The 25,857-nt window shown below is 71.4% G+C and carries 19 protein-coding genes and 1 pseudogene; 9 read left to right on the forward strand and 11 right to left on the reverse strand.

Annotation, left to right across the window (positions count from 1 at the left end):
• Positions 1-416: 416 nt before the first annotated feature.
• From F603_RS33970 to F603_RS0110280, 3 genes and pseudogenes are all read left to right on the forward strand, one after another.
• Positions 417-1,230, forward strand: a protein-coding gene (locus tag F603_RS33970) for an IS5 family transposase (protein ID WP_425426963.1) whose coding sequence is annotated in 2 segments (ribosomal slippage) — positions 417-769 and positions 768-1,230 — 816 coding nt in all. Because the reading frame shifts where the segments join, the coding sequence is not laid out codon by codon here.
• 6 nt (positions 1,231-1,236) lie between these two features.
• Positions 1,237-2,900, forward strand: a pseudogene (locus tag F603_RS31900) (relaxase/mobilization nuclease domain-containing protein); the annotation flags it as partial.
• A gap of 195 nt (positions 2,901-3,095) precedes the next feature.
• A complete protein-coding gene (locus F603_RS0110280) occupies positions 3,096-3,647 on the forward strand; it encodes a hypothetical protein (RefSeq protein WP_019545925.1) in 552 nt (183 codons plus the stop codon).
• On the opposite strand, the gene F603_RS33445 is transcribed toward F603_RS0110280, so the two are convergent.
• Together F603_RS33445 and glnA are read right to left on the reverse strand one after the other, a co-directional pair.
• Positions 3,644-3,832, reverse strand: a complete 189-nt coding sequence (locus tag F603_RS33445) for a hypothetical protein (protein WP_019545926.1) — start codon at positions 3,830-3,832, stop codon at positions 3,644-3,646. The genes F603_RS0110280 and F603_RS33445 overlap by 4 nt on opposite strands.
• A gap of 817 nt (positions 3,833-4,649) precedes the next feature.
• The gene (glnA, locus tag F603_RS0110290) at positions 4,650-6,065 is read right to left on the reverse strand and encodes a type I glutamate--ammonia ligase (protein ID WP_019545927.1); all 1,416 of its coding nucleotides are present in this window, start codon (positions 6,063-6,065) and stop codon (positions 4,650-4,652) included.
• Positions 6,066-6,265: 200 nt separating this feature from the next.
• Here glnA and F603_RS0110295 point away from each other — a divergent pair, with 200 nt between their 5' ends.
• Entirely contained in the window at positions 6,266-6,736 is a 471-nt protein-coding gene (locus F603_RS0110295; RefSeq protein WP_211231058.1) for an RDD family protein, read from the forward strand.
• 147 nt (positions 6,737-6,883) lie between these two features.
• Here the strand turns inward: F603_RS0110295 and F603_RS0110300 are convergent, their stop codons facing one another.
• The 4 genes from F603_RS0110300 to lipB all read right to left on the reverse strand — a co-directional run bounded on the left by F603_RS0110300 (position 6,884) and on the right by lipB (position 9,841).
• A complete protein-coding gene (locus F603_RS0110300) occupies positions 6,884-7,573 on the reverse strand; it encodes a DUF4191 domain-containing protein (protein WP_026328301.1) in 690 nt (229 codons plus the stop codon).
• Between the two features lie 62 nt (positions 7,574-7,635).
• Entirely contained in the window at positions 7,636-7,851 is a 216-nt protein-coding gene (locus F603_RS0110305) for a hypothetical protein (protein WP_019545930.1), read from the reverse strand.
• A 92-nt stretch (positions 7,852-7,943) separates the two neighbouring features.
• Positions 7,944-8,885 (reverse strand): lipoyl synthase, encoded by a 942-nt coding sequence (lipA, locus tag F603_RS0110310; RefSeq protein ID WP_019545931.1) that lies wholly within the window; start codon positions 8,883-8,885, stop codon positions 7,944-7,946.
• A gap of 98 nt (positions 8,886-8,983) precedes the next feature.
• Positions 8,984-9,841, reverse strand: a complete 858-nt coding sequence (gene lipB, locus F603_RS0110315) for a lipoyl(octanoyl) transferase LipB (RefSeq protein WP_019545932.1) — start codon at positions 9,839-9,841, stop codon at positions 8,984-8,986.
• Positions 9,842-10,373: 532 nt separating this feature from the next.
• Between lipB and F603_RS0110320 the strand changes: the two genes are divergently transcribed.
• A complete protein-coding gene (locus tag F603_RS0110320) occupies positions 10,374-12,029 on the forward strand; it encodes an NsdA family TPR-like regulatory protein (protein WP_019545933.1) in 1,656 nt (551 codons plus the stop codon).
• Positions 12,030-12,950: 921 nt separating this feature from the next.
• Here the strand turns inward: F603_RS0110320 and F603_RS0110325 are convergent.
• From F603_RS0110325 to F603_RS0110335, 3 genes are all read right to left on the reverse strand, one after another.
• Entirely contained in the window at positions 12,951-16,103 is a 3,153-nt protein-coding gene (locus F603_RS0110325) for an alpha-N-acetylglucosaminidase (RefSeq protein WP_019545934.1), read from the reverse strand.
• 64 nt (positions 16,104-16,167) lie between these two features.
• On the reverse strand, positions 16,168-16,815 hold the full coding sequence (locus F603_RS0110330) for a LuxR C-terminal-related transcriptional regulator (protein ID WP_019545935.1): 648 nt from the start codon (positions 16,813-16,815) through the stop codon (positions 16,168-16,170).
• A 49-nt stretch (positions 16,816-16,864) separates the two neighbouring features.
• Positions 16,865-17,752 (reverse strand): Gfo/Idh/MocA family protein, encoded by an 888-nt coding sequence (locus tag F603_RS0110335; RefSeq protein ID WP_019545936.1) that lies wholly within the window; start codon positions 17,750-17,752, stop codon positions 16,865-16,867.
• A gap of 217 nt (positions 17,753-17,969) precedes the next feature.
• Here F603_RS0110335 and F603_RS0110340 point away from each other — a divergent pair, with 217 nt between their 5' ends.
• Both F603_RS0110340 and F603_RS0110345 read left to right on the forward strand, forming a co-directional pair.
• Positions 17,970-20,009 (forward strand): hypothetical protein, encoded by a 2,040-nt coding sequence (locus F603_RS0110340; RefSeq protein WP_019545937.1) that lies wholly within the window; start codon positions 17,970-17,972, stop codon positions 20,007-20,009.
• A 141-nt stretch (positions 20,010-20,150) separates the two neighbouring features.
• Positions 20,151-20,855 carry a TetR/AcrR family transcriptional regulator gene (locus F603_RS0110345; protein WP_037955660.1) on the forward strand — a complete coding sequence of 235 codons (705 nt, stop codon included), beginning with the start codon at positions 20,151-20,153 and terminating at the stop codon, positions 20,853-20,855.
• Between the two features lie 379 nt (positions 20,856-21,234).
• Here F603_RS0110345 and F603_RS0110350 read toward each other — a convergent pair whose 3' ends face one another.
• Positions 21,235-21,582 carry a VOC family protein gene (locus tag F603_RS0110350; RefSeq protein WP_019545939.1) on the reverse strand — a complete coding sequence of 116 codons (348 nt, stop codon included), beginning with the start codon at positions 21,580-21,582 and terminating at the stop codon, positions 21,235-21,237.
• A gap of 113 nt (positions 21,583-21,695) precedes the next feature.
• Positions 21,696-22,475: a type I methionyl aminopeptidase gene (gene map, locus F603_RS0110355; RefSeq protein WP_019545940.1), complete on the reverse strand. Its 780-nt coding sequence runs from the start codon at positions 22,473-22,475 to the stop codon at positions 21,696-21,698.
• Between the two features lie 66 nt (positions 22,476-22,541).
• Here map and F603_RS0110360 point away from each other — a divergent pair, with 66 nt between their 5' ends.
• Both F603_RS0110360 and F603_RS0110365 read left to right on the forward strand, forming a co-directional pair.
• Positions 22,542-22,841 carry a helix-turn-helix transcriptional regulator gene (locus tag F603_RS0110360; protein ID WP_019545941.1) on the forward strand — a complete coding sequence of 100 codons (300 nt, stop codon included), beginning with the start codon at positions 22,542-22,544 and terminating at the stop codon, positions 22,839-22,841.
• A 70-nt stretch (positions 22,842-22,911) separates the two neighbouring features.
• Positions 22,912-24,159 (forward strand): multidrug effflux MFS transporter, encoded by a 1,248-nt coding sequence (locus F603_RS0110365; protein ID WP_051096166.1) that lies wholly within the window; start codon positions 22,912-22,914, stop codon positions 24,157-24,159.
• Positions 24,160-25,857: the final 1,698 nt, after the last annotated feature.

The raw sequence follows: 25,857 nt of genomic DNA on the forward strand, positions 1-25,857 counted from the left end.
CGCACGATGACACCCAGGGCCACGCGCGCGGAAACTCCGAGGACCACCACGGACAGGGTCATGCCTCGTAGCCCTTCCTGATGTACGCCGCGACCTCTTCCGCCTCAGCGGCCGTACATGCATGACCAGTGGCGATTCAAGATCACTGTGCGATTGCCGAAGTGGGCGGGGTGACGAGAGACCAGCTCGATCGCCTTCCCCCGCGGCAGTCCTTCCGGAAAGCCGTGTGCCAAGAGGTTCGTGCAGAAGGCTTCTACGGTGTCACTGCAACACCACTCGATCACGAGATCGCCGGAGTGGTGCGTGTGGCAGTTTGCAAAACCGTGCGGTTCCGCCGGCCTGTTGGCCAGGTCCGGGCAGCGCAGTATTCGGCTTGCAGGGTGTCTCAGATGGTGTGACGGTGCATCGTGGGGTGTGTGAGTGGTCGTTTTGCGTGGCTGGTGCCGGCCGAACTGTGGGATGTGGCAGAGCCGTTGATCGAGGGGCCTGCGGTGCGGCCGCAGGGGGGCGGTAAGGCTCGGTCGGATGATGAGGCGGTGTTCGCCGCGATCATCTTTGTGCTGGTCACGGGGTGTACGTGGCGCAAGCTGCCACCGGTCTTCGGTGTCTCGTGGCAAACGGTGCACCGCCGGTACGGACAGTGGACGAGGGCTGGGCTGTGGCGTCGGCTGCACCGGGCGGTCCTGGACAACCTCGGATCGAGAGGCATGCTCGACTGGTCACGAACGGTCGTGGATGCCGCCTCGGTCAGGGCAAGGAGAGGGGGCCCACACAGGGCCAAGTCCGGTCGACCTTGGCAAGAACGGCAGCACACTCCATCTCCTGACCGACGCATTCGGCCTCCCCGTAGCGGTCGCCGTCAGCGGCGCCAACACCCACGACAGCAACGCACTCCAGCCCCTGGTCCGCGCGATACCCGCCGTCACCTCCCGGCGAGGCCCACGACGACGCAAGCCGGCAAAACTGCACGCCGACAAAGGCTACGACTACACCCACCTGCGACGATGGCTCCGCGAACGAAACATCACCCCGCGCATCGCACGCAAGGGAATCGAACCCTCCGACCGACTCGGCCGCCACCGATGGGTCGTCGAACGCAGCTTCGCCTGGACCGGCAACTACCGCCGCCTGACCACACGATGGGAACGCAAAGCCAGCCACTTCCTCGGCTTCCTCACCCTCGCCGCCACCCTGATCTGCCACAAGCACTACCTCAAACACACCATCTGAGACACACTCTTAGGGCCCGGCATGTTCGAGGAACACATCTACCCGCGCCTGGTGGCCTCCTTCGATGGCATGTCACCCGACCCCGGCCGCAATCCGGACGCCACCCTCAAAGATCTGCAGCTCCTCCTCGACCAGCCCGTCCATGCCGTGCTCGCCTATCGGAGGCACGGCAAGCACGTGTGGCACTGCTCCGTGCGCGCCGCTCCCGGTGACCGCATCCTGAGTGACAAGGAGTGGGCGGACATCGCCCGCCGGGTCGTGGCCGCCACCGGCATCGACCCGGGTGAGGGGGCGAGTGGCTGCCGCTGGGCCGCCGTACGCCACGCGGACGACCACATCCACCTCATCGCCACAACTGTGAAAGAGGACGGAGGGCGACCAGATGACAACCGCTCCGCCAAACGCGCGCACGCCGAATGCCGCCTGCTGCAGAAGGAATTGGGCCTCCCCCTCGTCAACGCCGGCGGCGGCACCGCCGCCCAGCAGCCCACCAGTGCCGAGAAGCACAAAGCCAAACGGAAAAACAGGCGCGCACCCCACGGGGAAGAACTACGCGAGCGCGTCCGCCGTGCGGTGGCCGGCGCAGCCGATCAGGAGGAGTTCTTCGACCGGCTCGCCGCCTCCGGTCTAATCATCCGCCGACGGACCGCCCCCTCAGGTGACCTCCTCGGCTACACCGTCGTCCTGCCCGGGGACAGCAACAAGACGGGCAAGTCCGTCTCCTACTCCGGCGCCAAGCTGACCCCGGACCTGTCCCTGCACCGCATTCGGGAACGCTGCACCATCAACCATCACGCCAAGGCCGTCGTTGAGGGGCGTCCCGCCGGCCCCCCCCGGGTGAGCCGTGCGGCAGCGGCCCGGCGGAAGGCGACTCAGGCCGCCTGGTCGGCAGTGCTGGTCATCGACCAGGGCGACGACGGAATGGTCGCCGCGCAGATCGCGGCCGGAGGCGAGGTCCTCGACGCGCTCGCCAAGACCTCCGCCGCCCAGACCAGAGGCGAACTACGCGAAGCGGCATGGGCGTTCGAGCGGGCCTCCCGCTCCCACATCCGGGCCGTCCACGGCCACGACCGAGCACTGCGCCAAGCCGCACACGACCTCATCCACAGCGGACCCGCCCTCGGCCTCGGCGAAGACGGCGCCACCACAGCCATGGTCATCGACATGCTCTTCTTCTTGGTCACCGACGCAGCGAACTGGCACGGTAAACACCATCACGCCTAACAAGCCGCGGCAGCAGAGCAAGCCGCCGGTCACCTACGCACCGCCTACAACGGAGCCGCCGGGCACCCCATCGGCGCGCTCCAGCAACGGGGCCGCCACCCCCCCCATCCATCAGTCGAAAGCACGCCACCGCCGTGCGGGAGGCGGCGCCGGAATTGGCCGAGCGAGTACTTGCCGAGCCCAGCTGGCACGCACTGGCGGCGACCCTCGCCGACGCCAAAGCTGCCGGACATCACTCCGCCAGCCTGCTGAAGAAGGCAGTGGCACGACGGGAGTTGGACTCAGCCGAGTCCATCAGCGACGTACTGGTCTGGCGCCTGCGCCGCGCGGCTGATCTACCCGCCGACGCCACAACCCCGCCAACCCCGGGCAGTGCAGGGCCGTCGCGCAGGCATGTGTCCGCCCAGATCACAGCCCAGCGAAAAGAGCGGCGCAGGGGCCGGTGAGCTCAGGACCGAATCTACGAAGAGCAGACACAGAGGCGCTCTTGATGCACGAGCGCTACGCAGGTTCGGGCACCTCCCCCGCAAGCGAGCCAGCACCTGCACAACCCGCGCTGGTAGTGCCCCCGCTGGCTCGCCAGAGGTGCCCACCCAGCCCTCATAGGTGGGCTGTCAGCGGGCAACGGCATACTCACCGCTATGACGGCTGAGAAGATTGAGGGGCAGTTGCTCGACGGTGTGGTGCGCAACGCCTGGTATGAAGCGCTGCAGGAGGTGTGGCATAGGTATGAGGACCTGGTCCAGGAGCAGACTCACGAAGTGACAGTCATGGCCAAGGTCGCCGCGGAGCTGCAGCCGCGCATCGATGATGCCCTAGAGCACAGGTACCGCGTCGATGTGGAGTACAACCGGTGGCACGGCCCGAACGCCAGAGAGTTCCGGGTGAAGTACCTGCCGGATCCTAGCGGGGAGAATAAACGAGTTCGTCCCGATCTGATCGTGCATGACGGGACGGGCAACCATCTGCACAACCTGCTCGTCGTCGAGGCCAAGCAAGGGGCACAAATCAGGCCACGGGACCGGGAGGATGACTACCGCAAGCTTCTTGGCTTCTTGTCCGTCTATGACTACCGACAGGCGGTCTACCTGGAGTTCGACGGAAACGGTGGTCCCCCGCGCCTGGAATGGCTCCGGCAAGACGAGTGGCCCGACCCCGAGTACCGACCCGCAGAAGTCGTCGCCCTCTTCTAGCGGCTCGCCGCGGTGGCGAGAAGGCGGCTACGCACTCGGTGGGTGGCGCTGCCGGAGTTTTGAAGGTTCAGAGCCGAGTCGGCGAGGTCTGCGGCACTCTTCTCGATGTCGAGCTGCCCGCCGCGTTTGTGATCGCTGGCGACCACGGCAGCGAACTTCTCTTCCAGACGTTCAGCATCGCTCATCCGATCTTGCGCCTTGAGGCGCCGGCTGGAGCGGCGGCAGCCACGACCGCTGAGACGGTTCCAACGACGAGAGTGCGGCGGTACATGGGGTCCTTCTGCGGTGGGGCCGCCGTGGATGAGGAGCGGCCCCGTGGCACGAACCCTAAAGGCGACGGCGGACATCCCAGAGATGCCCTCCAGGACCTTCCGCGTTGCCGTATTGGGCCAGCGGACTCGCCCGGATCGCCACTTCCGGAGATGACGGCCGTCGCATGTTCCGGGCTTGCCGGTGAGGTCCTCCAGGGCTGAATTCAGGGCCTTCGCGTGGCTGTTGGAGCTGTGTCGATGGTCTGCCATCCACGCTTCAAGAGCCCTGTTACGCGCGGTGTCCATGGCCGCACCGTAGTCCGTTGCGCACGCAGCGGAAGGTAAATGGATCACCAAAACCCCCTAGGGGGGCTCATCGCGGTTCTGCGTCAGATCCCCTAACCAGGGGACGGGGAGTTATCTGTTTCGCACCGCAGCGGACTGCTGGAGTCACCCCGGAAGCCGGAGGTGAGGACGATGACGGGGTGTCAGGAAGTAGGCGAGCATCTGTACGCAGTGATGTGCATTGCGTCGAGGCTGGCATTCGCAGGAAACAGTGAGAGTCCACGGGCGTGGCTGGTAATGGCGGCGGTCCATATATGTCTAACCGTCAGCTTTTACGGACGCCCGGTGCACGACCGGTGCACGTGAGCGTGGAAACAGATGGTGACCCGCGGAAGACGCCGGAAGGCGTTTCCGCAGGTCACCATAGTCAAGCACTCTCGAAGGCCAGGTAGCCCGGACCCCCGATTTAGATGTCGAAGTAGAGCTCGAACTCATGCGGATGCGGCCGGAGTTGCATCGGGGCGATCTCGTTGGTGCGCTTGTAGTCGATCCAGGTTTCGATGAGGTCGGCGGTGAAGACGCCGCCGGCCTGGAGGTATTCGTTGTCGGCTTCGAGGGCGTCGAGGACCGCGGGGAGGGAGGTGGGGACCTGGGGGACGCCTGCGTGTTCCTCGGGGGCGAGTTCGTAGAGGTCCTTGTCGATCGGCTCGGGCGGCTCGATCTTGTTCTTGACGCCGTCGAGGCCCGCCATCAGGAGTGCTGCGAAGGCGAGGTACGGGTTGGACGACGGGTCGGGAGCGCGGAACTCGACGCGCTTCGCCTTCGGGTTGGAGCCCGTGATCGGGATGCGCATCGCGGCGGAGCGGTTGCGCTGCGAGTAGACGAGGTTGACCGGGGCCTCGAAGCCGGGGACCAGGCGGTGGTAGGAGTTCACCGTCGGGTTGGTGAAGGCGAGGAGCGAGGCGGCGTGCTTGAGGATGCCGCCGATGTAGTAGCGGGCGGTGTCCGAGAGGCCCGCGTAGCCCTGCTCGTCGTAGAAGAGCGGGGAGCCGTCGCTCCAGAGGGACTGGTGGACGTGCATGCCGGAGCCGTTGTCGCCGAAGATCGGCTTGGGCATGAAGGTCGCGGTCTTGCCGTTGCGCCAGACGGTGTTCTTCACGATGTACTTGAAGAGCATCAGGTCGTCGGCGGCGGCGAGCAGGGTGTTGAACTTGTAGTTGATCTCGGCCTGGCCCGCGGTGCCGACCTCGTGGTGCTGGCGCTCGATCTCCAGGCCGGCGTTGGTGAGTTCGGTGGAGATCTCGGCGCGCAGGTCGGCGAAGTGGTCGACCGGGGGCGCCGGGAAGTAGCCGCCCTTGTAGCGGACCTTGTAGCCGCGGTTGCCGCCGTCCTCGATGGCGCCGGTGTTCCAGGCGCCGGCCTCCGAATCGATGTGGTAGTAGCCGGCGTTGGCCTTGGTCTCGAAGCGGACGTCGTCGAAGACGTAGAACTCGGCCTCGGGGCCGAAGAACGCGGTGTCGGCAATGCCGGAGGAGGCGAGGTACGCCTCGGCCTTCTTCGCCACGTTCCGCGGGTCACGGCTGTACTGCTCACCGGTGATCGGGTCGTGGATGAAGAAGTTGATGTTCAGGTGCTTCTCTGTCCGGAACGGGTCGACGCGCGCCGTCCTCAGGTCCGGGACGAGGGCCATGTCGGACTCGTGGATCGCCTGGAAGCCGCGGATGGAGGACCCGTCGAACATGAGGTTCTCGGAGGGGTCGAACGTCGCGGCCGGCACCGTGAAGTGCTGCATGATGCCCGGCAGGTCGCAGAAACGGACGTCGATGTACTTCACGTCGTTGTCCGCGATGAACTTTTTGGCCTCGTCGGCGTTCTGGAACATCCAACTCCTCCTAGTCCCGCCGCGAGGGGACGGGAATTGCTCCGGGGCACGAGCCAGTGCGGTGGCGCGTTGCTGCTCGACCATAAGCAGAGGCCATTTCTCAAGCATGACCCATTTGTTTCGCTGATGTTAACCGGGCGGAGGGGGCTTCTCCGGCCGCCCGCGCGTGGGCGCATCGACCGCCGCGCTACCGTGAAGGGGTGGAGAACAGGGAAGCAATCGGGTCCTGGCTGTCCGGTCCGAGGGCCGCAGCACAGGAGATGGGCACGGACTTCGGGTACCCCGGAGAGCGCCTCGGACTACCGAAGTCGGGCACGGGTTCCCTCGCGCCGATGGGCCGCCGGTTCGCCGCGGTCTTCATCGACTGGGCGCTGGCCTTGGTGATCTCGTTCGGGCTGCTGGCCGGGCGCAACGTGCATGCGACCAACGACTGGGCGCTGCCGGTCTTCCTCGTGATGAGCGTGGTGCTGGTCGGGACGGTGGGGTGCACCATGGGCAAGCGACTGCTGGGGCTGCGCGTCGTCTCCGTCGACGGGCTGGGACGGCTGCCGCTGTGGCGGACGCTCGTGCGCACCGTGCTGCTCGGGCTCGCGATCCCCGCGCTGATCTGGGACCGCGACAACCGCGGCCTCCACGACAGGCTCTCAGGCGCCGTCCAGGTCCGTATCTGAGCCGCTCCCGCGGCGCGCCAACTTCCCGCGGTGTCCGCCGGCTTACCCGCACAGGCCGCGTGCGCCGTTTCGTATACGGACGCTCACACAGCGCACACCGCCCCGGCCCGCAGCAGCAGGCCGGGGCGCACATCCCCACGGGGAGGCTCAGCGGCCGCGCATGCCCTTCGGCATCCGCATGCCCTTGGGCATCGGCCCCTTCGGCACCGGCATGTTGCTCATCAGGTCCCCGAGCGCGCGCAGGCGGTCGTTGACCTCGGTGACCTGGCCGCCCTGGAGCGTACGCGGCAGCTTCAGCATCTTGGTGCGGAGCTTGCGGAGCGGGACCTGGCCCTCGTCGTTGCCGACGACGATGTCGTGGACGGGGACGTCGCCGACGACGCGGGCCATGCGCTTCTTCTCCGAACCCAGCAGGGAGCGCAGGCGGTTCGGGTTGCCCTCACCGATCAGGACGATGCCGGCCTTGCCGACGGCGCGGTGCACGACGTCCTGGCTGCGGTTCATCGCCACCGCCTGGTCGATGTGCCATCCCTTGCCCATGCGGTCGAGCACGGCGGCCGCGGCGCCCAACTGGCCTTCCATCTGCCCGAATGCGGCCTTCTCCGCGCGGCGTCCGAAGACGATCGCCGCCGCGAGCAACGCCAGCACGAAGCCGAGGATGCCGAGGTAGACGGGGTGGCCGACCAGGAAGCCGATCGCGAGGAGGACACCGAAGGTGACAAGCCCCACGCCGGCCAGAATCCAGCCGATCCACCGGTCCGTGCGCCGGGTCATCGTGTATGTCTGGGCGATCTGCTTGAGCCGCCCAGGTTCCGCTGATTTTTCCTTCCTCGCCATGGGAGGAAGTTTACGTGGAGTGCGCGCCGCCCGTTCCCTCGGGCCGGTGTACGCGCCGGACGTCAGGTGGCGTGGGTGCCGGCGCGGGGCGTCGAGGCGGCACGGAGCACACGTTCCGCCTCGTCCCTGCCGCGCGCCCGGCGGCGGTCCTCGAGGACGGCCGCCCAGGCGTTCCGCCTCGCCCGCTGCTGACCGCTGGCGAGCAGCAGCGCCTCCAGGCTCTCCAGTGCGCGCAACCCGGTCCGCAAGGTGATCCCCTCCAAATCGCCGTCGGGCATGAGCGATACGTAACGCCACTGTCACGCACAGGTGTTACCAGGGGATGTCCGCCGGGTCAAAACCGTCGGAACGCACTCCCCTGCGACGCGGCTCAGGCGACGCGGGTGGTCTCGCGGGCCTCGACGGCCTGCTTGTAGAGGCGGCCGGCCCGGTAGGAGGAGCGGACGAGCGGGCCCGACATCACGCCGGCGTAGCCGATCTCGGTCGCCTCCTGCTGGAGTTCGACGAACTCCTGCGGCTTCACCCAGCGCTCGACGGGGTGGTGCCGGGGCGACGGCCTGAGGTACTGCGTGATGGTGATCAACTCGCAGCCGGCCGAGTGGAGATCGCGCAGCGCCTCGCTGATCTCCTCGCGGGTCTCGCCCAGGCCGAGGATCAGGTTCGACTTGGTGACGAGGCCGTCCTCGCGTGCCCTGGTGAGCACTTCGAGGGAGCGCTCATACCGGAAGCCGGGGCGGATGCGCTTGAAGATCCGCGGCACCGTCTCGACGTTGTGGGCCAGCACCTCGGGACGCGAGGAGAAGACCTCGGCGAGCTGCTCGGGGACGGCGTTGAAGTCGGGGATGAGCAACTCGACGCCGGTGTCCGGCATCAGGGCGTGGATCTGGCGGACCGTCTCCGCGTAGAGCCAGGCGCCGCCGTCCTCCAGGTCGTCGCGGGCGACGCCGGTGATGGTGGCGTAGCGCAGCTCCATGGTGCGCACCGACTCGGCCACGCGGCGGGGCTCGTCACGGTCGAGCTCGGCCGGCCTGCCGGTGTCGATCTGGCAGAAGTCGCAGCGCCTGGTGCACTGCTCGCCTCCGATGAGGAAGGTCGCCTCGCGGTCCTCCCAGCACTCGAAGATGTTCGGGCAGCCCGCCTCCTGGCAGACCGTGTGCAGGCCCTCGCTCTTCACCAGGTTCTGGAGTGCGTTGTACTCGGGTCCCATCTTCGCCCGGGTCTTGATCCACTCGGGCTTGCGCTCGATCGGAGTCTCGCTGTTGCGGACCTCCAGGCGCAGCAGCTTTCGACCGTCGGGTGCGACAGCGGACACGTCCGGCTCCCTCAGTACTTTCGATTCCTCGACGGTTATCAGACTACGCCTGCGCTTCCCTGGCGCAGACCCCCGGTCTTCCGACGAGCGGCCGCTCCTCAGGCACGGGCGCCGAACTCGGCCTCCAGATGGCGCTCGACGACCGGGAGCACCTCCTCCACCGTGACGTCGCGGCCGAGCTCCTCGGCGAGCGACGCGACGCCCGCGTCCCTGATGCCGCAGGGGACGATGCGGTCGAACCAGGTGTTGTCCGGGTTGCAGTTGAGCGAGAAGCCGTGCATCGTCACGCCCTTGGAGATGCGGACGCCGATCGCGGCGAGCTTGCGGTCCTCGCCTCGCTGGCCGGCGTTGGAGGGCGCGTACTCGGGGCCGCGCAGGCGCGCGTCGTACTCCTGCTGCTCGACGCCTGCCGGCGGGGACGCGAGGCTTCCGCCGAGGTCGAGGGAGAGGCCGCCCGTCCCCGACGGCGCAGGAGGCGCCGGGTCGCCGAGGACCCAGACGCCGCTTCGGCCCTCGACCCGCGTCGTCTCCAGGCCGAACTCGGCGCAGGCGCTGATGAGCGCCTCCTCCAGCCGGCGCACGTAGGCGATCACGTCGATCGGCTGGCCGAGGCGCAGGATCGGGTAGCCGACGAGCTGTCCCGGGCCGTGCCAGGTGATCTTTCCGCCGCGGTCGATGTCGATGACGGGGGTGCCGTCGAGGGGGCGTTCGTCGTCGGTGGTCCGGCGGCCGGCCGTGTAGACCGGGGGGTGTTCCAGAAGCAGGCAGGTGTCCGGGATCTCGTCTGCGGCACGGGCCGTGTGCACCTCGCGCTGGAGCTCCCAGGCGCGGAGGTACTCGACCGCCTCGGCGCCGAATCCGACGCGGCGGAAGACGAGTCCGGCGGCCGGGTCCTGCGCGCCCTGCTGCGGCGCCGGTGCTCCGGTCGTCTCGGTACCGACCACGGACTGCGCCATCACGGCCTCCTCCTCATCGCGCTACGAGCGCCGGCGTGCGGCCGCGGGGCTGCTCCTCGGACCGCTGCCACTCTACGGGCGCGGCTCTCCGTCGCGGCAGGCGGCCTTTCCTCACACGTACGGATGAATACCGGACGAAGCCGCAGTTGCCCGGTGCGCAGACCGTTACATTCGCGCCGTTCCATGAGGGCGCCTCGGGCGTCTGCCGTAAGCCGCGAGGGCACCATGGGCGCCTTTCGCCGCCTGGTCGCCCCGCAGACGAGGAGGGGGTCGCGCGGTTCGCACTCCACGCTCGGCACGGTGTGCCGCAGCTCCTGGCTGCTGCCCGCTCGCACACCGAACTTCCGCTGATTTCCCGCCATTTCCCGCCACTTCTCGTCACCGAGTGCAGTCCGGGAGGACTTCGGTTGAGGCCCACACCAACTCCGCAGGCAGACACCGCCGGCGCGGCGGCACCTCCGGGTGTGCCGCCGGTCCGAGGACGCCCCCATCCCCGCAACCGAAGCCGGCGGTACCCCGCTAGGAGTTTCCGATGACCCTGGAACGACCTGAGGACTCCGCACCCCAGTCCTCCGCACAACGCGTCCCCAACCGCCAACTCGCCACCCTCATCGCCGAGGCGGGGTTCTCCAACGCAGGACTCGCCAGGAGGGTCGACCAACTCGGCCTGGAACACGGCCTCGACCTGCGCTACGACAAGACATCCGTCACCCGCTGGCTCCGCGGCCAGCAGCCGCGCGGCACGACGCCCGCGCTCATCGCCGAGGTCTTCACCCGCCGCCTGGGCCGCCGACTCACAGCCCAGGACCTGGGCTTGGACGCCTGCGCCCCCGTCTACGCGGGCCTGGAGTTCGCCGCCACCCCCGCCGAGGCGGTCGAGATCGTCAGCGGTCTGTGGCGGAAGGACTCGGGGAGCCACGCGGAGCTGCGCAAGATCGCCTTCACGCCCGCGGGCCTCGTGGTGCCGAGTCGGGACTGGCTGATCGGCCGCGCGGACGAGCGGGTGGCACACGGCCCGGACCCCGAGAACGGCGGCAAGGGCGGCAAGGGCGGCGAGCCCGGACAGCCCGGGCAGCAGGCCGCCGCGCCCCCGGCGCACCAGCGGAGCGGTCAACTCCCCGGCGGGCGCGGCCCCGTGGGGTACCCCCGCCGACCGGGGCAGCCCGTCCGCGTCCCCGCGCAGGCCCGCCCGGCTCCGCAGCCGGGGCTGCCGCGCTCCCCCTCCGGCTCCCCACTCGCCGGTGCGACGGGCGCGCGGCTCGACCGCGTCGAGCGCGGCCCTGGGCAGAAGGTCACCGGCGGCGACGTCGCCGCGCTCCGCGCCGTCTGCGAGCTCTTCCGCGCGCTCGACCACGCGTACGGCGGCGGCCACGCCCGGCAGGCCCTTGTGCGGTACCTGGAGCACGAGGCCGAGCCGATGCTCCGCGGCGTCTACGGCGAGCAGGTCGGCCGCCGGCTCTTCGCGGCCGCCGCCGATCTGACGAGGCTCGCGGGATGGACGTCGTACGACATCGCGGCGCACGGCCTGGCGCAGCGGTACTTCGTGCAGGCGCTGCGGCTCACGCAGGCCGCGGGGGATCGCGCGTACGGCAGCTTCGTACTCGTCACCATGAGCCGGCAGGCCGTCTACCTCGGACACGGCCGGGAGGCGGTGCAGTTGGCGCGCGTCGCGCAGCAGGGCGTGGGCACCTCGGCGTCGCCCGTTGTGCAGGCGCTGCTGCACTCGGCGGAGGCACGGGGGCACGCGGTCCTCGGCGAGGTGCGTGCGTGCACGGCGTCGCTGGCGCGTGCGGAGCGGGCGATGGAGGCGTCGCGTCCCGGCGAGGAGGCGCCGCAGTGGGCGCGCTCCTTCGACGAGGCGCAGCTCGCCGACGAGTTCGCGCACTCCCACCGCGACCTCCAGCAGTTCCGCCCCGCCGCCCAGCACGCGGAGCGCTCGCTCCAGCTCCGCGGCACAGGCTTCGCGCGCAGCCGCCTCTTCTGCCGGATCGTGCTCGCCACCGCCCGACTCGGCCTCGGCGAGGTCGACCAGGCGTGCGCCCTCGCCGCCGAGGCCGCGGGGCAGGCGGCCGAGATGCGTTCGGTCCGGGCGCACGAGTACGTACGCGACTTCGAGCGGCGCCTCGAACCGTACCGGGACGCGGCGCCTGTGAAGGGGTACCGCGAGAAGGTCGCGGCGATGGGCTGAGTACGGCCTGCGTCCCGGAACTCCGGTGGCCAACCGGCCCGTTGCCGTCCGTACCGGCCGTGCGCGTGCGCGACCGGTGCGGACGGCGGTCTGCTCCTGCCGGACGGGGGCGACTCGCTTGCTCACGACGCCGTTCCGATGCGGGCGGATCGCGGCCGCCCGCCCGGCGCCGCAACCGGCGCCCACGCCACAGAACTCGACGTGGCCGCGCCGCCGTCATGAAGCGGCCGGCCTCCCGGACGACGGACCGCGGCTTCCTGCTGTGCCAGCGGCGTCCGGCCCACAACTGCCGTGCGGGAAGACCGCTTCGGAGCCACACGCAGCGCCGACACGTAGCCCGGCGGCCGACACCGTCCCGGGACGCACAGGCGGCGACGACCGGGAGCCCGCCGCCGACAGGAACGTCGACCGGCGCGCAGGTCACAGAACTCGACGAGCCCACGCTGCCTTGAGCCGCCGTCGCCCGGCGCCCCCACCCGCCGAGCCACCGGCACCCGGACGACAACTCCCCGTACGAGAAGACTGCCCCGGCGCCCGCACGCGGTGGCGAACCGCAAGCCCGCCACCGCCCGCAACGTCAACCGGTACTCAGAGCGCAGAAGCCGACGAGACCACACTGCCCCGAGCCGCCGTCGCCCGGAGCCCCCACGCGCCAGGCCACCGGCACCGGACGACAACTCTCAGTCCGAGAAGACTGCTCCGACGCCCGCACGCGGCGGCGAACCGCAAGCCCACCACCGCCTGGAACATCAACCGGTACTCAGAGCGCAGAAGCCGACGAGACCGCGACCCGCCATGACGCCCCCGGCCGCCGCAGAGAAGCCGACGTCTGAGCGGCCCTTCCACCGGGGACAACCAACTCCCCCGCCCGGAGGGGCTGTTACGGAGCCCGAGCGACGCCGGACCAGCCCCGCCGCAACGTCAACCCGCGCGCAAGTCCCGGAACTCCACGAGGCCGCGCTGTCCCAAGCCGCCGTCGGTCGCTGTCATGAAGAGGCCGGCGTCCTGGGCGGAGGCGGCGGCGGGGAGGCTTACGGTCGCGACGGTGCGCCAGGTTCGGCCGTTGTCGCGCGAGAAGGCGCCGGTCCAGTCGCCTGCCTTGCGGGTGATTCGCAGCAGCACCGGGGCGTGGACTCCGGCGACGGCGCGGTAGGTGTCCAACTCGCCGTCGCCGTCGGCGTCGTGGGAGAAGACGACGCCGTGGCCCGGGGTCAGCGCGAGGTTGGCGAAGCCGGGCGACGTGGCGGAAGCGAGGTCGTTGCGGATGACGAGGCCGGCGCGGGCCCACTCGCTCGTGTTCTCCTGTGCATCGACGCGGACCTGCACCGAGCCGCCGTCGCGGAGCGCCCCGCTGCGGTAGACGGCGCCGAACTCGGCGGTCGCCTTCCACAGGTCCCGGCCGCCGCCGTCGACGGCGAGGCGCGCGCCCGCCTGCCCGAAGACGGCGTCGTTGGTGCTGACGGTGCGCAGCCCGTCGTCGAGCGGACCCGCCACGTACACCTCGCCCTCGGACCGCGCTTCGACGCGCTTCCCGCCGCGCGGCCCGTACAGGACGCGCAGCCCGTAACGCAGCGGTTGGAGCGGGCGGTCGAGTTTCTCGGGGGCCGTCAGGCGCCAGGTGACCTCGGCGCGGCCGGCGGGGGCCACCTCGGGGAAGGAGAGCGGGCCGCGGGGGTCCGCGTCGTCGAGTCCCGTGAGGGTGAAGTCGACGCGTCCGGTGGGCTCCAGGCCGTTCTCGTTGCGGAAGACGGCGGTCAACTCGCCGGTGGCGCCCGGCTCCAGGGCGCGCGGGTCCGAGGTGGCGCGGACGCTGCCCTGGTAGGGGGCTTTTGCGAGGGCGTCGCGGACCTTGGTGGCGAGGGTGTGCGCGTCGCCGACGGGGCGTTCGGGGTAGGTGGGCGCGTCGTTCACCCACTTCTCCTCGCGTGCGTACCAGTCGAAGGTCTTCGGTGAGCGCTCCTCGGCGAGTGCGTCGGCGAGTTCGTCGAGGTAGTCCCGCCACTGGGGGAGGTGGACGTCGGCGAGGAGGCCGTGCCAGTCGCGGTTGCCGTAGTTGGCGAGGCTGCCCTGGTCGGCCGTCTCGCGGCCGTCCCAGGTGGTGACGAGGGTGCGGGCCGTGCGTGCGAGGGCGGTGCGCTCCGCCGCGGTGCCCGCGGCGCGGGAGGCGTCGGCGATCCAGGGGCCGAGGAGGAAGCCGCGGTGGGCGCCCGCGGTCTCGTCGGCGAGTTGGAGGAGGCGGAGCCACAGGGTGCTCAACTCACGGAAGGCGGTGGTGTCCTTGCGGGCGTAGGCGGCGTCGAGTTGGGCGATCAGCGTCCAGGAACGGTTGGCGAGCGCCTGCCGTGCGAGGTCGGTGAGGTCGTACCGGTAGGTGTCGGTGGTGCGGACGCGCTCGGGGAGACCGAGGAGCGCGTCGAGGGCGGCGTCGAAGGCGGGCAGGTCGTAGCCGGGGGACTTGGTGGCGTAGTGGGAGCCGGAGCGGGCCTTGAGGTCGGGGCGGGCGGAGAAGACGCTGTCGTGCGGGCGGCCGTCGGTGGTCTCCAGGTGGTAGGCGGTGTCGCGGAGGGCGGCGAGGGCCTTCTCGCCGGAGCCCTGCGCGGCGCGGGCCGCGTCGGCGCCGTACCGGACGCGGGCGTACTCGCGGAACCAGTCGGTGCGGTCGATCGCCTCGCGGCGCCAGGCGAGTTCGCTGAAGAGCTCGAAGGCGGCCGGGTCGCGGTCGGCGGCCTCGGGCATGTAGGCGGTGCCGGCGAGTGCGCTGCCCTTCTTGTCCCGCCACTCGGCGAAACGGTCGGTCCACATGTGGCACTTGGCGCCGAGGGTGGTGCGGCCGCCGAAGTTGGGGATGGTGCCGAAGGCGTACGGGGTGCCGTTCCAGTCGCTCTCGCGGTCGCTCGTTCCCTCCAGGTCGGAGAGGCCGTCGACGATGAGGACCTGGTTCTTGCGGGAGATGCCCTGGAGGATTTCGGGGCGCGGGTTGTTCTGCCAGCCGAGGATCACCCAGACGGCGTCCGGCTTCGCCTTCCGCATCGCCTGCTCGACGCCGTGCGCGGCGTCGGCGACGGGGACGTCGCCCGGGTCTCCGCCCTCGTGGAGCAGGTCCATCTTGAAGTGGCCCGCGTCGCCGAGGAGTTCGCGCTGGTGGCGGTAGTAGGCGGCGGCTGCGGTGCGGAAGTGGGGGGTGCGCGGGTCGAGCCAGGCGGGGCGCTCCAGGCCGTGCCAGTCCCCTTGCGGGACGGTGCGGGCGCCCTGGTTGCGTTCGGCGAAGTCGCCGGGGACGGAGCCGAAGTAGCCGGGGAGGACGGGGTGCATGCCGAGTTCGCGCAGGCGTGAGGTGATGCGCCGGCCCAACTCGGTGCGGCGGCGCAGTTGGTGGGGGGTGAGGGGGCCGCCGTACGCGGAGAGGTTCTGGAGGAGCCACCACGGCTGGTGGCTGGGTGCGGGAATCCAGGCGCGCGCCTCGGCGTCGGAGTAGCCGAAGTCCTGGAGGAACCGGTGGTAGACGCCCTCGGCTCCGACGGTGACGAGGACCTCGTTGCAGCCGTGGAGCGCGAGGACGTCGAGGAAACGCTCCCACTGCGGCCAGTCCGCGTAGGCGCCGGCGTAGCCGTCGTGGGTGTCGTTGAGGGCGAACCTGTGGGGTACGGTCGCGCGTTGCTCGTACGGACTGCTCGGCGCGGGGAGGGTTTCCGGAAGGTCGAGCCGCGTCCCGGCCCAGGAGATGTGGGCGTGGCAGGTGTACTTGAGATACCAGTGGACGCCGGTGAGGATCGCCGCGGGGGTGGTGCCGGCGACGCGGATGTCGCCCTGGCTGCCCGTGACGCGGAAGCGGTCGTCGGTCCCTGCGTCGAGCAGGGTGAGGGTGAACTGCTCGGTGTGGTCGGGGAGTAGCCGTGCGAGGGCGGCGCCGGCGGGGTCCGGGGTCGCGCGGGAGCGGTCGGCTTCCCCGCCGCTGCCGCCTCCTCCGGCCGGGCCGCGTGCTGCGGCCGCCGCGGGGGGTCCGTACGCCGTCGCCGTGCCGGCGCCGAGGGCGCCTGCCGTGCCGAGAAGCCTGCGTCTGCTGATTCCACTCACCGTACGCCCCACTCGTTGAGACCTATATGTCTGCTCTGTCGTGAACGAGACGGTATCGGAGGGTTCAGCCTCGGTCGAGGTATGCGAGCACGGCGAGTACGCGCCTGTTGTCATCGTCCGAGGGCGCCAGATCGAGCTTCCCGAAGATGTTCGACGTGTGCTTGGCGACGGCGCGTTCGGTGACGAAGAGCTGCGCAGCGATGGCCGCGTTCGACCGGCCCTGCGCCATCAGCTCCAACACCTCGCGCTCGCGCGCCGTCAGGTGCCCCATCGGCTCGTCGGCCGCGCGGCGGGAGAGGAGCTGCTGGATCACCTGCGGGTCCATCGCCGTCCCGCCGGCCGCGACGCGGCGGACGGCGTCGATGAACTGGTCGGCGTCGAAGACGCGGTCCTTGAGGAGGTACCCGACCCCTCCGGCGCCGTCCGCCAACAGCTCGCGCGCGTACAACTGCTCGACGTGCTGCGAGAGCACCAGCACCGGCAGCCCCGGGCGCCGGCGTCGGGCCCGAAGCGCGCACTGGAGCCCCTCGTCGCTGAAGGAGGGCGGCAGCCGGACGTCGACGACGGCGACGTCCGGCTCCAACTCGGCGAACACGCGGTCCAGTTCGGGCCCGGTGCCGACGGCGGCCGCGATGTCGAAGTCGAAGGCGTCCAGCATGCGCACGAGGCCGTCGCGGAGGAGGAAGAGGTCTTCGGCGATCACTACGCGCATGGCGGAGGCTCCGGGTACGGGCGGCGCGGGGACACCGCACCGCTGCGGCTCAGCGGGCGAGTTCGGCCTCGGCGCGGACGAGGACCCGAGTGACGTCCTCGGCGAAGAACGCGTCGCACGGGTGGCGCGGACCGCCGCCCGCAGCCGCCAACAGGGCATCGACGGCGCGCAGGTACGCCTCCCCTGCGCCGTCCTGCGACTCGGGGAGCGCGACGTGCCCGGCCGCACCGTGGAGTTCGACCTGCGCCCCGTGGTCGCCGGGCGGCAGGGAGTGGCTGAGGAGCGAGGAGCCGACGGCGCCGCTCGCGTGCACCGTCGAGAGCTGCACCGCGTCCCCCGGGCCCGCCATCGCGCGGACCTCCTCGACCGCGCCGAGCACCGGGACCAGCACCGAGAGCGCGTGCGGCCCCAGGTCCCAGAGGGCGCCCTTCTCGTACCGCCACGGCGAGGTCTCGTACGGGACGCCGACGCCGCCGAAGAGGTCGGAGAGCCAGTCCGCGCGTCCGGCCATCCAGCCCTGGCGCGCGGCTTGTCGGTCGATCCACGCGGCGGAGGCGCCGAACCGGAGCGTGAAGAAGACGACGGAAGCCGCGCCCGAACCGCGGAGCGCACCGGTCACCGCCGCGGCACCCTCGGACGTCGTCGCCACCGGCTTGTCGAGGAGCAGGTGACAGCCGGCCGCAGCGGCGCGCGCCGCCAACGGCGCCTGGACGTCGGGCGGCAGGGCGACGGCGACGGCGTCGCAGTCGGTGAAGAGCGCGTCGGGCGTGGCGTACGCACGGGCTTCGAGCGCGGTGGCGAGCTCCTCGGCGGCGTCCGGGCGCCGTCCCCATACGCCGACGAGGTCGACGTCCGGGTGGGCGGCGAGCGCGGGGCCGTGGGTGCGGGCCGCCCATGCCCCGGTCCCGAGGAGGCCGAAGCGTATGCGGTCCGTCACACGGCACCTCCGGCGGCGGCTGCCCCGGATGTGCTCCCCGACGTGAACGCCGTTGCGACGGCGTGGAGTTGGCGCATGGACGGAAGCGTATCCGCTCCCCCGCGCGCTGCCCAGGCGCGGGCGGGCAGGGTCTCAACGGCCCGCCGAACGGCCCTCGTTGTTCGTGTCTCGCCCGGGCCGCGGGTGACCCCTGGCGGGTTCGCTCGTTCAGCCGGGTGTGGCCCTTCCGGAAGCACAGTCCGCAGACTCGCCCGCCCCCTGGACCCCGTCCTCGGCGCCGCTCGACACCGAGGAAGCCGAATCGGTCCTGCGGGAGCACTACCCGCGGTTGGTGCGGTTCGCCTACGTACAGTCGGCGCCTGCGCTCGGCCGCCAGCGCCGAGTTCTCGCCGCCCACTCGGCGGTGCAGCGCGCACTCCCCAAGGGCAGGCTTCCGGTCGAGGCGGCACCGCTGCCCGCGCAGCGCGGCGCCCCCGACAGCGCCGCGGCGCCCGACCCGGCGTACGCCGCGCTCCGCCTCCGGGTGCTCACCACCGTCCTCGCGGACGAGCGCCGCCGCCTCGGGCGGCTGCGCCGCCTGCTCCCCGCCGCGCTGCCGGCCCTCCCTCGCGTCTGGGGACTGCGCCTGCGGACCCGCCCCGGCAGCGCCGACGAACTCGCACTGGAGCAGGCGCTCGGCGAGCTCTCGCGGCAGGCGCGCGCCGCGTACGCGCTCTCCCGCCTGGAGGGGCTCTCCGCCGGCGACGTCGAACGCACCCTGCGCGCCGCGGGCGTCGAGGAGCCGGCGCGTGCGCAGCGCGAAGCCGAAGGCGTCCCCGAACCCGCCGGCAGCCGGGACCGGCACCTGCTCCTCGCGCCCGAGTTCGACGCGTGCACGCTGCAGGCGCGGCCGACGGACCTCGTCCGGCGCCGGCAGCACACGCGCGCCGCTCTCGCCGCGCTCGCTGCACTCGCCGCCTGCGGCGCGCTGCTCGGCCTCCCCGGGGACGGCTGGGGCCCCGAAGGGGCCGCTGCCCCGCCGTACTCCCGCAACCCCGCGTCCGAACGGGCCCTCGACCCGGCCGCGTTGACGGTCTCGGCGCCCGACGCCTGGGAGGAGTCGAGCCGTCGCGACCTCTCCGTGTGGCCGGCGCGGGGCGAGCGGGTGCGGGACGAGGCGCTGCTGCGCCGTGCCCTCGCCGTGTGGGCGCGTCCCGGGCCCGAGGTCCGCGTCGCCACCGTCCGGGGGACCTCGGCCGCGCCCCCGGCCGGCGCCCCCAAGCTCCTCTACGCCGGCGAGGTCGACGGCGCCTCCGTCGTCCTCCTCTACGACGGCCTCCGCGTCGCGCGGTACGCGGAGCCGGCCGGCGCCGACGGCGGTCCCGCCGCCCTCGACCTCGTCCGTACGGACGGCGCCGACGCCACCTCTTCCGCCGCGCTGGTGCTGGGCCGCAGCGACAGCAACGTCCGCTACCTGACGGCCCCTTGGGTCTCCTCCGCCGCCACGGTCGACCTGCGCTCCCCGACGGCCGTGGAGCGCCCCCTCGGGCTCGACGACGGCGTCACACGCACACTCACCTCGCCGACGGCGGGTGCGAAGACCAGGGACGAGGGCGACTGCCGAAGCTGGCCCGGCCTCGTCCTCCACGAGAAGGGCGGTGCCCCCGCTTTCTTCACGGACCTCGGCGAACTCACCCCCGTACGCCTCACGTCCGGCCCGCCACCGAGGCCCGACGGCACCCCCGCCGCGACGGCGGACGCCGCGCGCACCGCGAGCCCCGGGAGCCCGGGGCGGCGCGCGCTGGCGCAGAGCGTCTGCCGGCTCACGGGTCTCGTGGGCGGCGGCGTGCGTTCCGTCAACACCTGGGCGTTCGCGTACCAGCAGCTTCCGGGCGGCGCCGGCACGGGGACCTGGCTCTGCACCCGCGCGGAGACCTGGCGGGGCCGGGGCACGCAGGCGATGGTGCAGTTTCGTCCTCCGCACCGGCCGGACGAGGACGGTCCGGAGGACGCCGCGGTGACGGCGCGCGCGTCGGACTCGCCCGCGTGCGGGCCGCGGCAGCGGCAGGTCGTCGGCGGCGTGCTGTGGAAGTCGCCGGCCGGCGAGTCCTATGTCCTCGCGGCGGGGAGCGCGGGCGTCACCGGTATCGAGGCGCGCGGGGGCGTGCGTGCCACTGTCCCGGGCCGCACGGCGGAGCTTCGCACCGAGCCGCGCTCCCGGGTGAAGTTGACCGCACGCCTCCACGACGGCGACGAGCTGCGCGCGCTCGGCTCCTGACGTACGCCCCAAGTGCGCATGTGCGCAACGGAATCGGGCGCGCGCCCACGGCGCCCGGGCCCGCGTCGCAAGCCCCCTCACAGGAGGGGCGGACGCGCCTGCCCCTGACCGGCGGCGGCCGGCGCTGGTTAGGGTTGACCCATGACAACCGGGGTGCGGCGCCGGATGGGTGTCGAGGAGCGCAGGCAGCAACTGATCGAGGTGGCGCTGGAGCTCTTCAGCCACCGCTCCCCCGAGAAGGTGTCGATCGACGACATCGCGACGGCGGCGGGGATCTCGCGCCCGCTCGTCTACCACTACTTCCCCGGCAAGCACAGCCTCTACGAGGAGGCGGTCAGAAGAGCGGCGGACGAGCTCACGGCCCGCTTCTCCGAGCCGGCCGAAGGACCCCTCGGCGCCCGCCTGTTGCGGGTGATGGGCCGCTACTTCGACTTCGTCGAGGAGCACGGCCCCGGCTTCTCCGCGCTGCTGCGCGGCGGTTCGGCGGCCGGCTCGCCGCACGCCAACGCGGTCATCGACGAGGTGCGCAGGACCGCTTACGAGCAGGTCCTCCACCACCTCGGCATCGAGGGCCCGGGGCCGCGCCTGGCCCTGGTGATCAGATCGTGGGTCGGCCTCGCCGAGACGACGGCGCTGAGCTGGCTCGACGGCCGCGAAATCCCCCGCGCCGAGCTGGAGTTGCAGCTCGTCCACGACTTCGTCGCGCTCGCCGCCGTCGCCGCGGTCTCGGACGAGGAGACCCGCGTGCACGTCCGCCGCATCGCCGAGCACGAACCGCCGGACGGACCGATCGGCGACCTCTTCGTCCGCCTCGGGGAACTGGCGGCGCCCGAACAGGAGGCGTGAACCGGGGGTGGCCGAAAGCCCGTTGGGGCTCTCCGGCCGGGGCGGGTGGCGTGGCGACGGCCCGGCCCTGTCGCCGGCCTGCGGTGCAGGCCCGCCCCGGTGCGCTTGCGCGCACCGGTCGGCCTCGGCAGCGTAACGGCGCTTGGGACACCCGGAGTTGCTGCCGTCGGCCACCCGGCAGCGAGGGTGCCGCCGCTTCCTCGGAGCCGAGCGGCACCTGTCTGCCGAGCCGGTCCCGAAGCGCGGCAACTCCCCGCCGTACGGGTCGTCCTGGTCGAGACCGGCGCGGACGACCGCACCGTCCCGGCGGCGTCCGACGGCGAGAGCGCCGGTCACCCCGACGAGCGTCCGCTGCCACCCCGTTCGCCCCGAGCGCGCGTCAACGGTGGCTCAACACGTTGACCACCCGCCCGTCGGGGTCACGCACGAAGAAACGGCGCACGCCCCACTCCTCGTCCTGCAACGGGTGCACGATCTCCGCGCCGCCGGCGCGCACGGCCGCGTAGGCCGCGTCCACGTCGTCCACCTCGACGCTCATGTCGGGGACGACCGGCGCGGTCCTGTCGTCGGTCATGAAGCTGACCTGGGCCGCCGGTTGAGAGGGAGAGGCGAGCGTCACGATCCATCCGTGGTTCATGACCTCCTCGAACCCGAGCAGGCCGTAGAACTCCCGGCTCTCCTCCACGGCTTCCGACCGGACATTGGGAACGACACGGCGCACGGTCATCGACACCTCCATGCGAGAACGGAACTCCGAACCCTTGAGGGGTACTACGTCGCGGCGGTCGCCGCACGCACTTTCCGCCTCAAGGGCCGTGCGTCGCACAGTCCCCGGCCCCGTTACTGCGCCCGCCCGGGCAAGGTGAGGATCTCGGCTCCGTCCTCGGTGACGGCGATCGTGTGCTCGCTGTGCGCTGTTCGGCAGCCCGTCGCGCTGCGGAGCGTCCATCCGTCGGCGTCGGTGACGAGTTCGGCGGTGTCCGCCATCACCCACGGCTCCAGTGCCAGCAGCAGCCCGGGGCGCAGCTCGTACCCGCGGCCGGGGCGGCCCGTGTTGGGGACGTGCGGGTCCTGGTGCATCGTCGAGCCGATGCCGTGGCCGCCGAACTGGGTGTTGATCGGGTACCCCGCCGCGCTGAGGACCGTGCCGATGGCGTGGGAGAGGTCGCCGATGCGCGCTCCGGGTCCGGCGGCGGCGATGCCTGCGGCAAGCGCGCGTTCGGTCGCACTGATCATCTCGACGCTCTCCGAAGGCTTCTCGTCGCCCACGAGGAAGCTGATGGCGGCGTCCGCAGCAACTCCGTCCTTGGAGACGGCGAGGTCGAGTGTGAGCAGATCGCCCTCGGCGAGCGTGTAGTCGCGCGGCCGGCCGTGGAGGACGGCGTCGTTGACGGCCGTGCAGATGTAGTGGCCGAACGCGCCGCGGCCGAAGGAGGGTGCGTAGTCGACGTAGCAGGACTGCGCGCCCGCCTCGTCGATCATGGCCTTGGTCCACCGGTCGATGTCGAGCAGGCTCGTGCCGACCTCGCTGCGGTCCCTCAACGTGTGCAGGATGTGCCCCACCAGAGCACCGGTCACCCGTGCTCGGGTCAGTTGGGTGGGGTTCAGGATCTCGATCATGCGGCGACCTCTTCGTGCGACCAATAACTATACCGTCCTTACTTTACCGGTACTAGAATCGGGGCCATGGTCAGGTTGCCGCTCACTCCCGAAGAGGTCGAGCGCGGACAGCGCCTCGGCGCCCTCCTCCGTCGAGCGAGGGGAGAACGCTCGATGCTCGACACCGCGTTGGAGGCAGGCGTCTCGCCGGAGACCTACCGGAAGATCGAGTCGGGCCGCGTGGCCACCCCCGCCTTCCCCACCATCGCGGCGATCGCCGACGTCCTCAGCCTCTCCCTCGACGCGGTGTGGGCCGAGATCAACCGGCCGGAACCCGCGCTCGGACAGGGCTCAAGTCGCCGCGCACGTAAGCAGTTGGCCTCGTAGGTCCAGGTCCGGGGCCTCGTCGGCAGGGCTGCCGAAGAGCGTTCGCTGCCACTGCGGCTAGCGTGCTTGCATGGTTACCACACGCATCGATGCCGGCTCCCCGGAGCGGCGCTCGCCCGCGCGCTCGATGGGACTGCTTGCCGTACTCGGCGCCCTCACGGCCGTGGGGCCGCTCGCCATCGACATGTACGTCCCCGGCTTCCCCTCCATGGGCGCCTCCCTGCACACCGGCAGCTCCTCGGTGCAGCTCACCATGACGGCCTTCCTCGCCGGACTCGTCGCGGGGCAGCTCGTGTTCGGCCCGATGAGCGACAGCCTCGGGCGAAGGCGGCTGCTGCTCTGCGGCTGCGTCGGCTTCGCCGTGCTCTCCGCCGCCTGCGCGTTCGCGCCCACCGCGCAAGTGCTCGTCGCCGCGCGGTTCTTCCAGGGCGCGGCCGGCGCCATCGGCATGGTGCTCGCACGTGCCGTCCTCACGGACCTCTTCGCCGGTCCGGAACTGCCGCGGTACTTCGCGGTGCTCTCCCAGATCCTCGGCGTCGCGCCGATCGCCGCACCGGTGCTCGGCGGTGCCGTCCTCTCGGTTGCCGAGTGGCGTGCGATCTTCGTCTTCCTCGCGGCGGTCGGCGTCGCGCTGCTCCTCGCCGTCGTGTGGCGGGTGCCGGAGACGCTGCCGACGGAACGCCGCAGGAACGAAGGGATAGCCGCGACGTTCCGCGCGATGGGGCGGCTCGCGGGGAACCGCGCCTACCTCGGGTACGTGCTGGTCCTCGGGTTCAGCTCAGGGGCGATGTTCAGCTACGTGGGAGGGTCGAGCTTCGTCTTCGAGAAGGTGCACGGGGTCACCTCGGGGCTCTACTCGCTGATCTTCGCGAGCAACGCGCTCGGCCTCCTGCTCTCCGGGGGCGTCTTCGGCAGGCTCTCGCGGAGGTTCTCGGTCAACTCGCTGCTCTCCTGGGCCGTCGCGGTGTCGATCGCGGCGGCGCTCGCCCAGTTGGTGCTGGTGCTCACGCTCGGGGAGACGCTCGCCGGTACCTGGCTCACGCTCTTCGTCACACTCTTCGGCGTCGGGACGATCTTCCCCGCGTCGATGAGCCTCGGCCAGTCGGTCGGACGGGACGCGCCCGGCGCCGCCTCCGCCCTCCTCGGCGGCGTGCAGTTCCTCCTCGGCGCCGTGGGTTCACCGCTCGTCGGATTCTTCGGCGAGGGCAGCTCGACGCCGATGGCCGCCGTGATGCTCGGCGCCCTCTGCCTCGCGGCACTCGCCCTCCTCACGCTCGCCCGGCCGTGGAGGCTGAGCGGGGAGACGGCGCCGCACTGAACGGTCAACCTGCCCTTACCGTCCGGGCGTTGCGGCTGCTCTGCGCTTCGGAGTCGGTCGCGGCCCCGTCCGGCTCCGGCCGCGGTGAGCGGCGCAGCCTTGCGGGGAGCAGCGGTGCGTCAACCTGTCGGGCCTTGCCTCTCGCCTCGGGTGAGGCGCCTCGCGGGCGGCCTTCGGTGCCGTCGGGTGGGCGTCGCCGTTGGGGCCACCGGGCGAGCGGCCCGGACGGCGTGCGCCATGGCGCGCGGCGCCTGACGACGCGCGCCGTCGGGCGAGCGTCGCCAAGTCGGGGGCATGCCTTGCAGGTTCAGCCGAACTGTGTGGCCCAGCGGGATTCGCCAAGCGCCCCTCCCCGTCCGGCAAGCACCAATGCGCTGCCATCACCGCCGAACGAACACCGCCGGCCGAGTCTCCGGGAAGTCAGCGACAACATTCGGGCGACGGAGCCACCCTCCACCCGCGGTCGCTCACCCCACCGGCGCGAGCGACCGCCACGAGCCCAAGCTTGCGCGGAGATCTGCCGCCGCCTCGACGGCCTGCCGCTCGCAACCGAACTCGCCGCCGCACGATGGCACTCCCTCACATCGCGCCAGTTCGCCGACCGGCTCGACGGCACGGGATGGGCGGGCAGGTCCGTGCTCACCTGCCCGCGAGTGTCGTGCGCGGAAGGATTGCCGGCTTGCGGCGGGCCGGAATCGGTCGGGTGAGTGCTGGTTGCGTGTTGGCCTACGGGCGGAGTGGCGCTATTGGTTACGTGCCGTACTTGCCGCGTTCTGCTGCCCGTTCGTGATCGATCTTCCCGAGGAGTTGCTCGTTCTCGTCGTCGGGGTTGCTGGTCGCCTTGGGGCTGTGCTCGCCGGGGTTGGGTGGGAGGGGTGCTGTGGTGATGCGGCACGGCTAACGGGAGTGCGCCGACGGTAAGTTGGGGTCGCGGATGTATGTGGGGTGGTGGGTGGGTCGGGGTGCGGCTGGGTGTGACTCGGTGATCTGTTAGAGGTGCGTGTGGAGTGAAGCAAAATTTGGTTACTCGCTCGTAGGAGTGCAGGTCGGGAAGTGTGGTCCCCGCGCATGCGGGGGTGGTCCTAGGCACGTCGTCATCCTCGGGGGTAGTAGGCGGTGGTCCCCGCGCATGCGGGGGTGGTCCTGGAGATGAGCGCCGGTTCCGGCCGGTACGACAGTGGTCCCCGCGCATGCGGGGGTGGTCCTGGAGATGAGCGCCGGTTCCGGCCGGTACGACAGTGGTCCCCGCGCATGCGGGGGTGGTCCGGCGCGGATCGCCGCTGCCGCCACGGTCGGCGGGTGGTCCCCGCGCATGCGGGGATGGTCCGCTCGACGCCACGCGGCAGGGAGACGGGCTCCCGTGGTCCCCGCGCATGCGGGGATGGTCCGGTGTGGCCTGCGTCGAGGGGGATGCCGGGGTCGTGGTCCCCGCGCATGCGGGGATGGTCCGCGCCTCCCACGGCGGGATCTTCTCCAACTTCGGTGGTCCCCGCGCATGCGGGGATGGTCCGATTGACAGCGACCTGCGGCTGTCCCGGGCGGAGTGGTCCCCGCGCATGCGGGGATGGTTCCGGCCTGCGCACGGACCGCCTCCGCCCGCCGCCAAGGTCCCCGCGCATGCAGGGACGGTCCAATTCTGGTAGGAATCCGAGCAGAAGGCATCCCCGCCCCGAGCCCGCGACCGCCCGTGTCGAACCG

This window comes from Streptomyces sulphureus DSM 40104, from assembly GCF_000381025.1.
Lineage (GTDB): Bacteria > Actinomycetota > Actinomycetes > Streptomycetales > Streptomycetaceae > Streptomyces > Streptomyces sulphureus.

Excerpts from the sequence above, each read along its gene's own strand:
- F603_RS0110320 (WP_019545933.1), top strand. The coding sequence starts at position 10,374 with ATGACCCTGGAACGACCTGAGGACTCCGCACCCCAGTCCTCCGCACAA.
- glnA (WP_019545927.1), bottom strand. The coding sequence starts at position 6,065 with ATGTTCCAGAACGCCGACGAGGCCAAAAAGTTCATCGCGGACAACGAC.
- F603_RS0110350 (WP_019545939.1), bottom strand. The coding sequence starts at position 21,582 with ATGACCGTGCGCCGTGTCGTTCCCAATGTCCGGTCGGAAGCCGTGGAG.
- F603_RS0110360 (WP_019545941.1), top strand. The coding sequence starts at position 22,542 with ATGGTCAGGTTGCCGCTCACTCCCGAAGAGGTCGAGCGCGGACAGCGC.
- F603_RS33445 (WP_019545926.1), bottom strand. The coding sequence starts at position 3,832 with ATGAGCGATGCTGAACGTCTGGAAGAGAAGTTCGCTGCCGTGGTCGCC.
- F603_RS0110330 (WP_019545935.1), bottom strand. The coding sequence starts at position 16,815 with ATGCGCGTAGTGATCGCCGAAGACCTCTTCCTCCTCCGCGACGGCCTC.
- F603_RS0110300 (WP_026328301.1), bottom strand. The coding sequence starts at position 7,573 with ATGGCGAGGAAGGAAAAATCAGCGGAACCTGGGCGGCTCAAGCAGATC.
- F603_RS0110365 (WP_051096166.1), top strand. The coding sequence starts at position 22,912 with ATGGTTACCACACGCATCGATGCCGGCTCCCCGGAGCGGCGCTCGCCC.
- F603_RS0110305 (WP_019545930.1), bottom strand. The coding sequence starts at position 7,851 with ATGCCCGACGGCGATTTGGAGGGGATCACCTTGCGGACCGGGTTGCGC.
- map (WP_019545940.1), bottom strand. The coding sequence starts at position 22,475 with ATGATCGAGATCCTGAACCCCACCCAACTGACCCGAGCACGGGTGACC.
- lipB (WP_019545932.1), bottom strand. The coding sequence starts at position 9,841 with ATGGCGCAGTCCGTGGTCGGTACCGAGACGACCGGAGCACCGGCGCCG.
- F603_RS0110345 (WP_037955660.1), top strand. The coding sequence starts at position 20,151 with ATGACAACCGGGGTGCGGCGCCGGATGGGTGTCGAGGAGCGCAGGCAG.
- F603_RS0110280 (WP_019545925.1), top strand. The coding sequence starts at position 3,096 with ATGACGGCTGAGAAGATTGAGGGGCAGTTGCTCGACGGTGTGGTGCGC.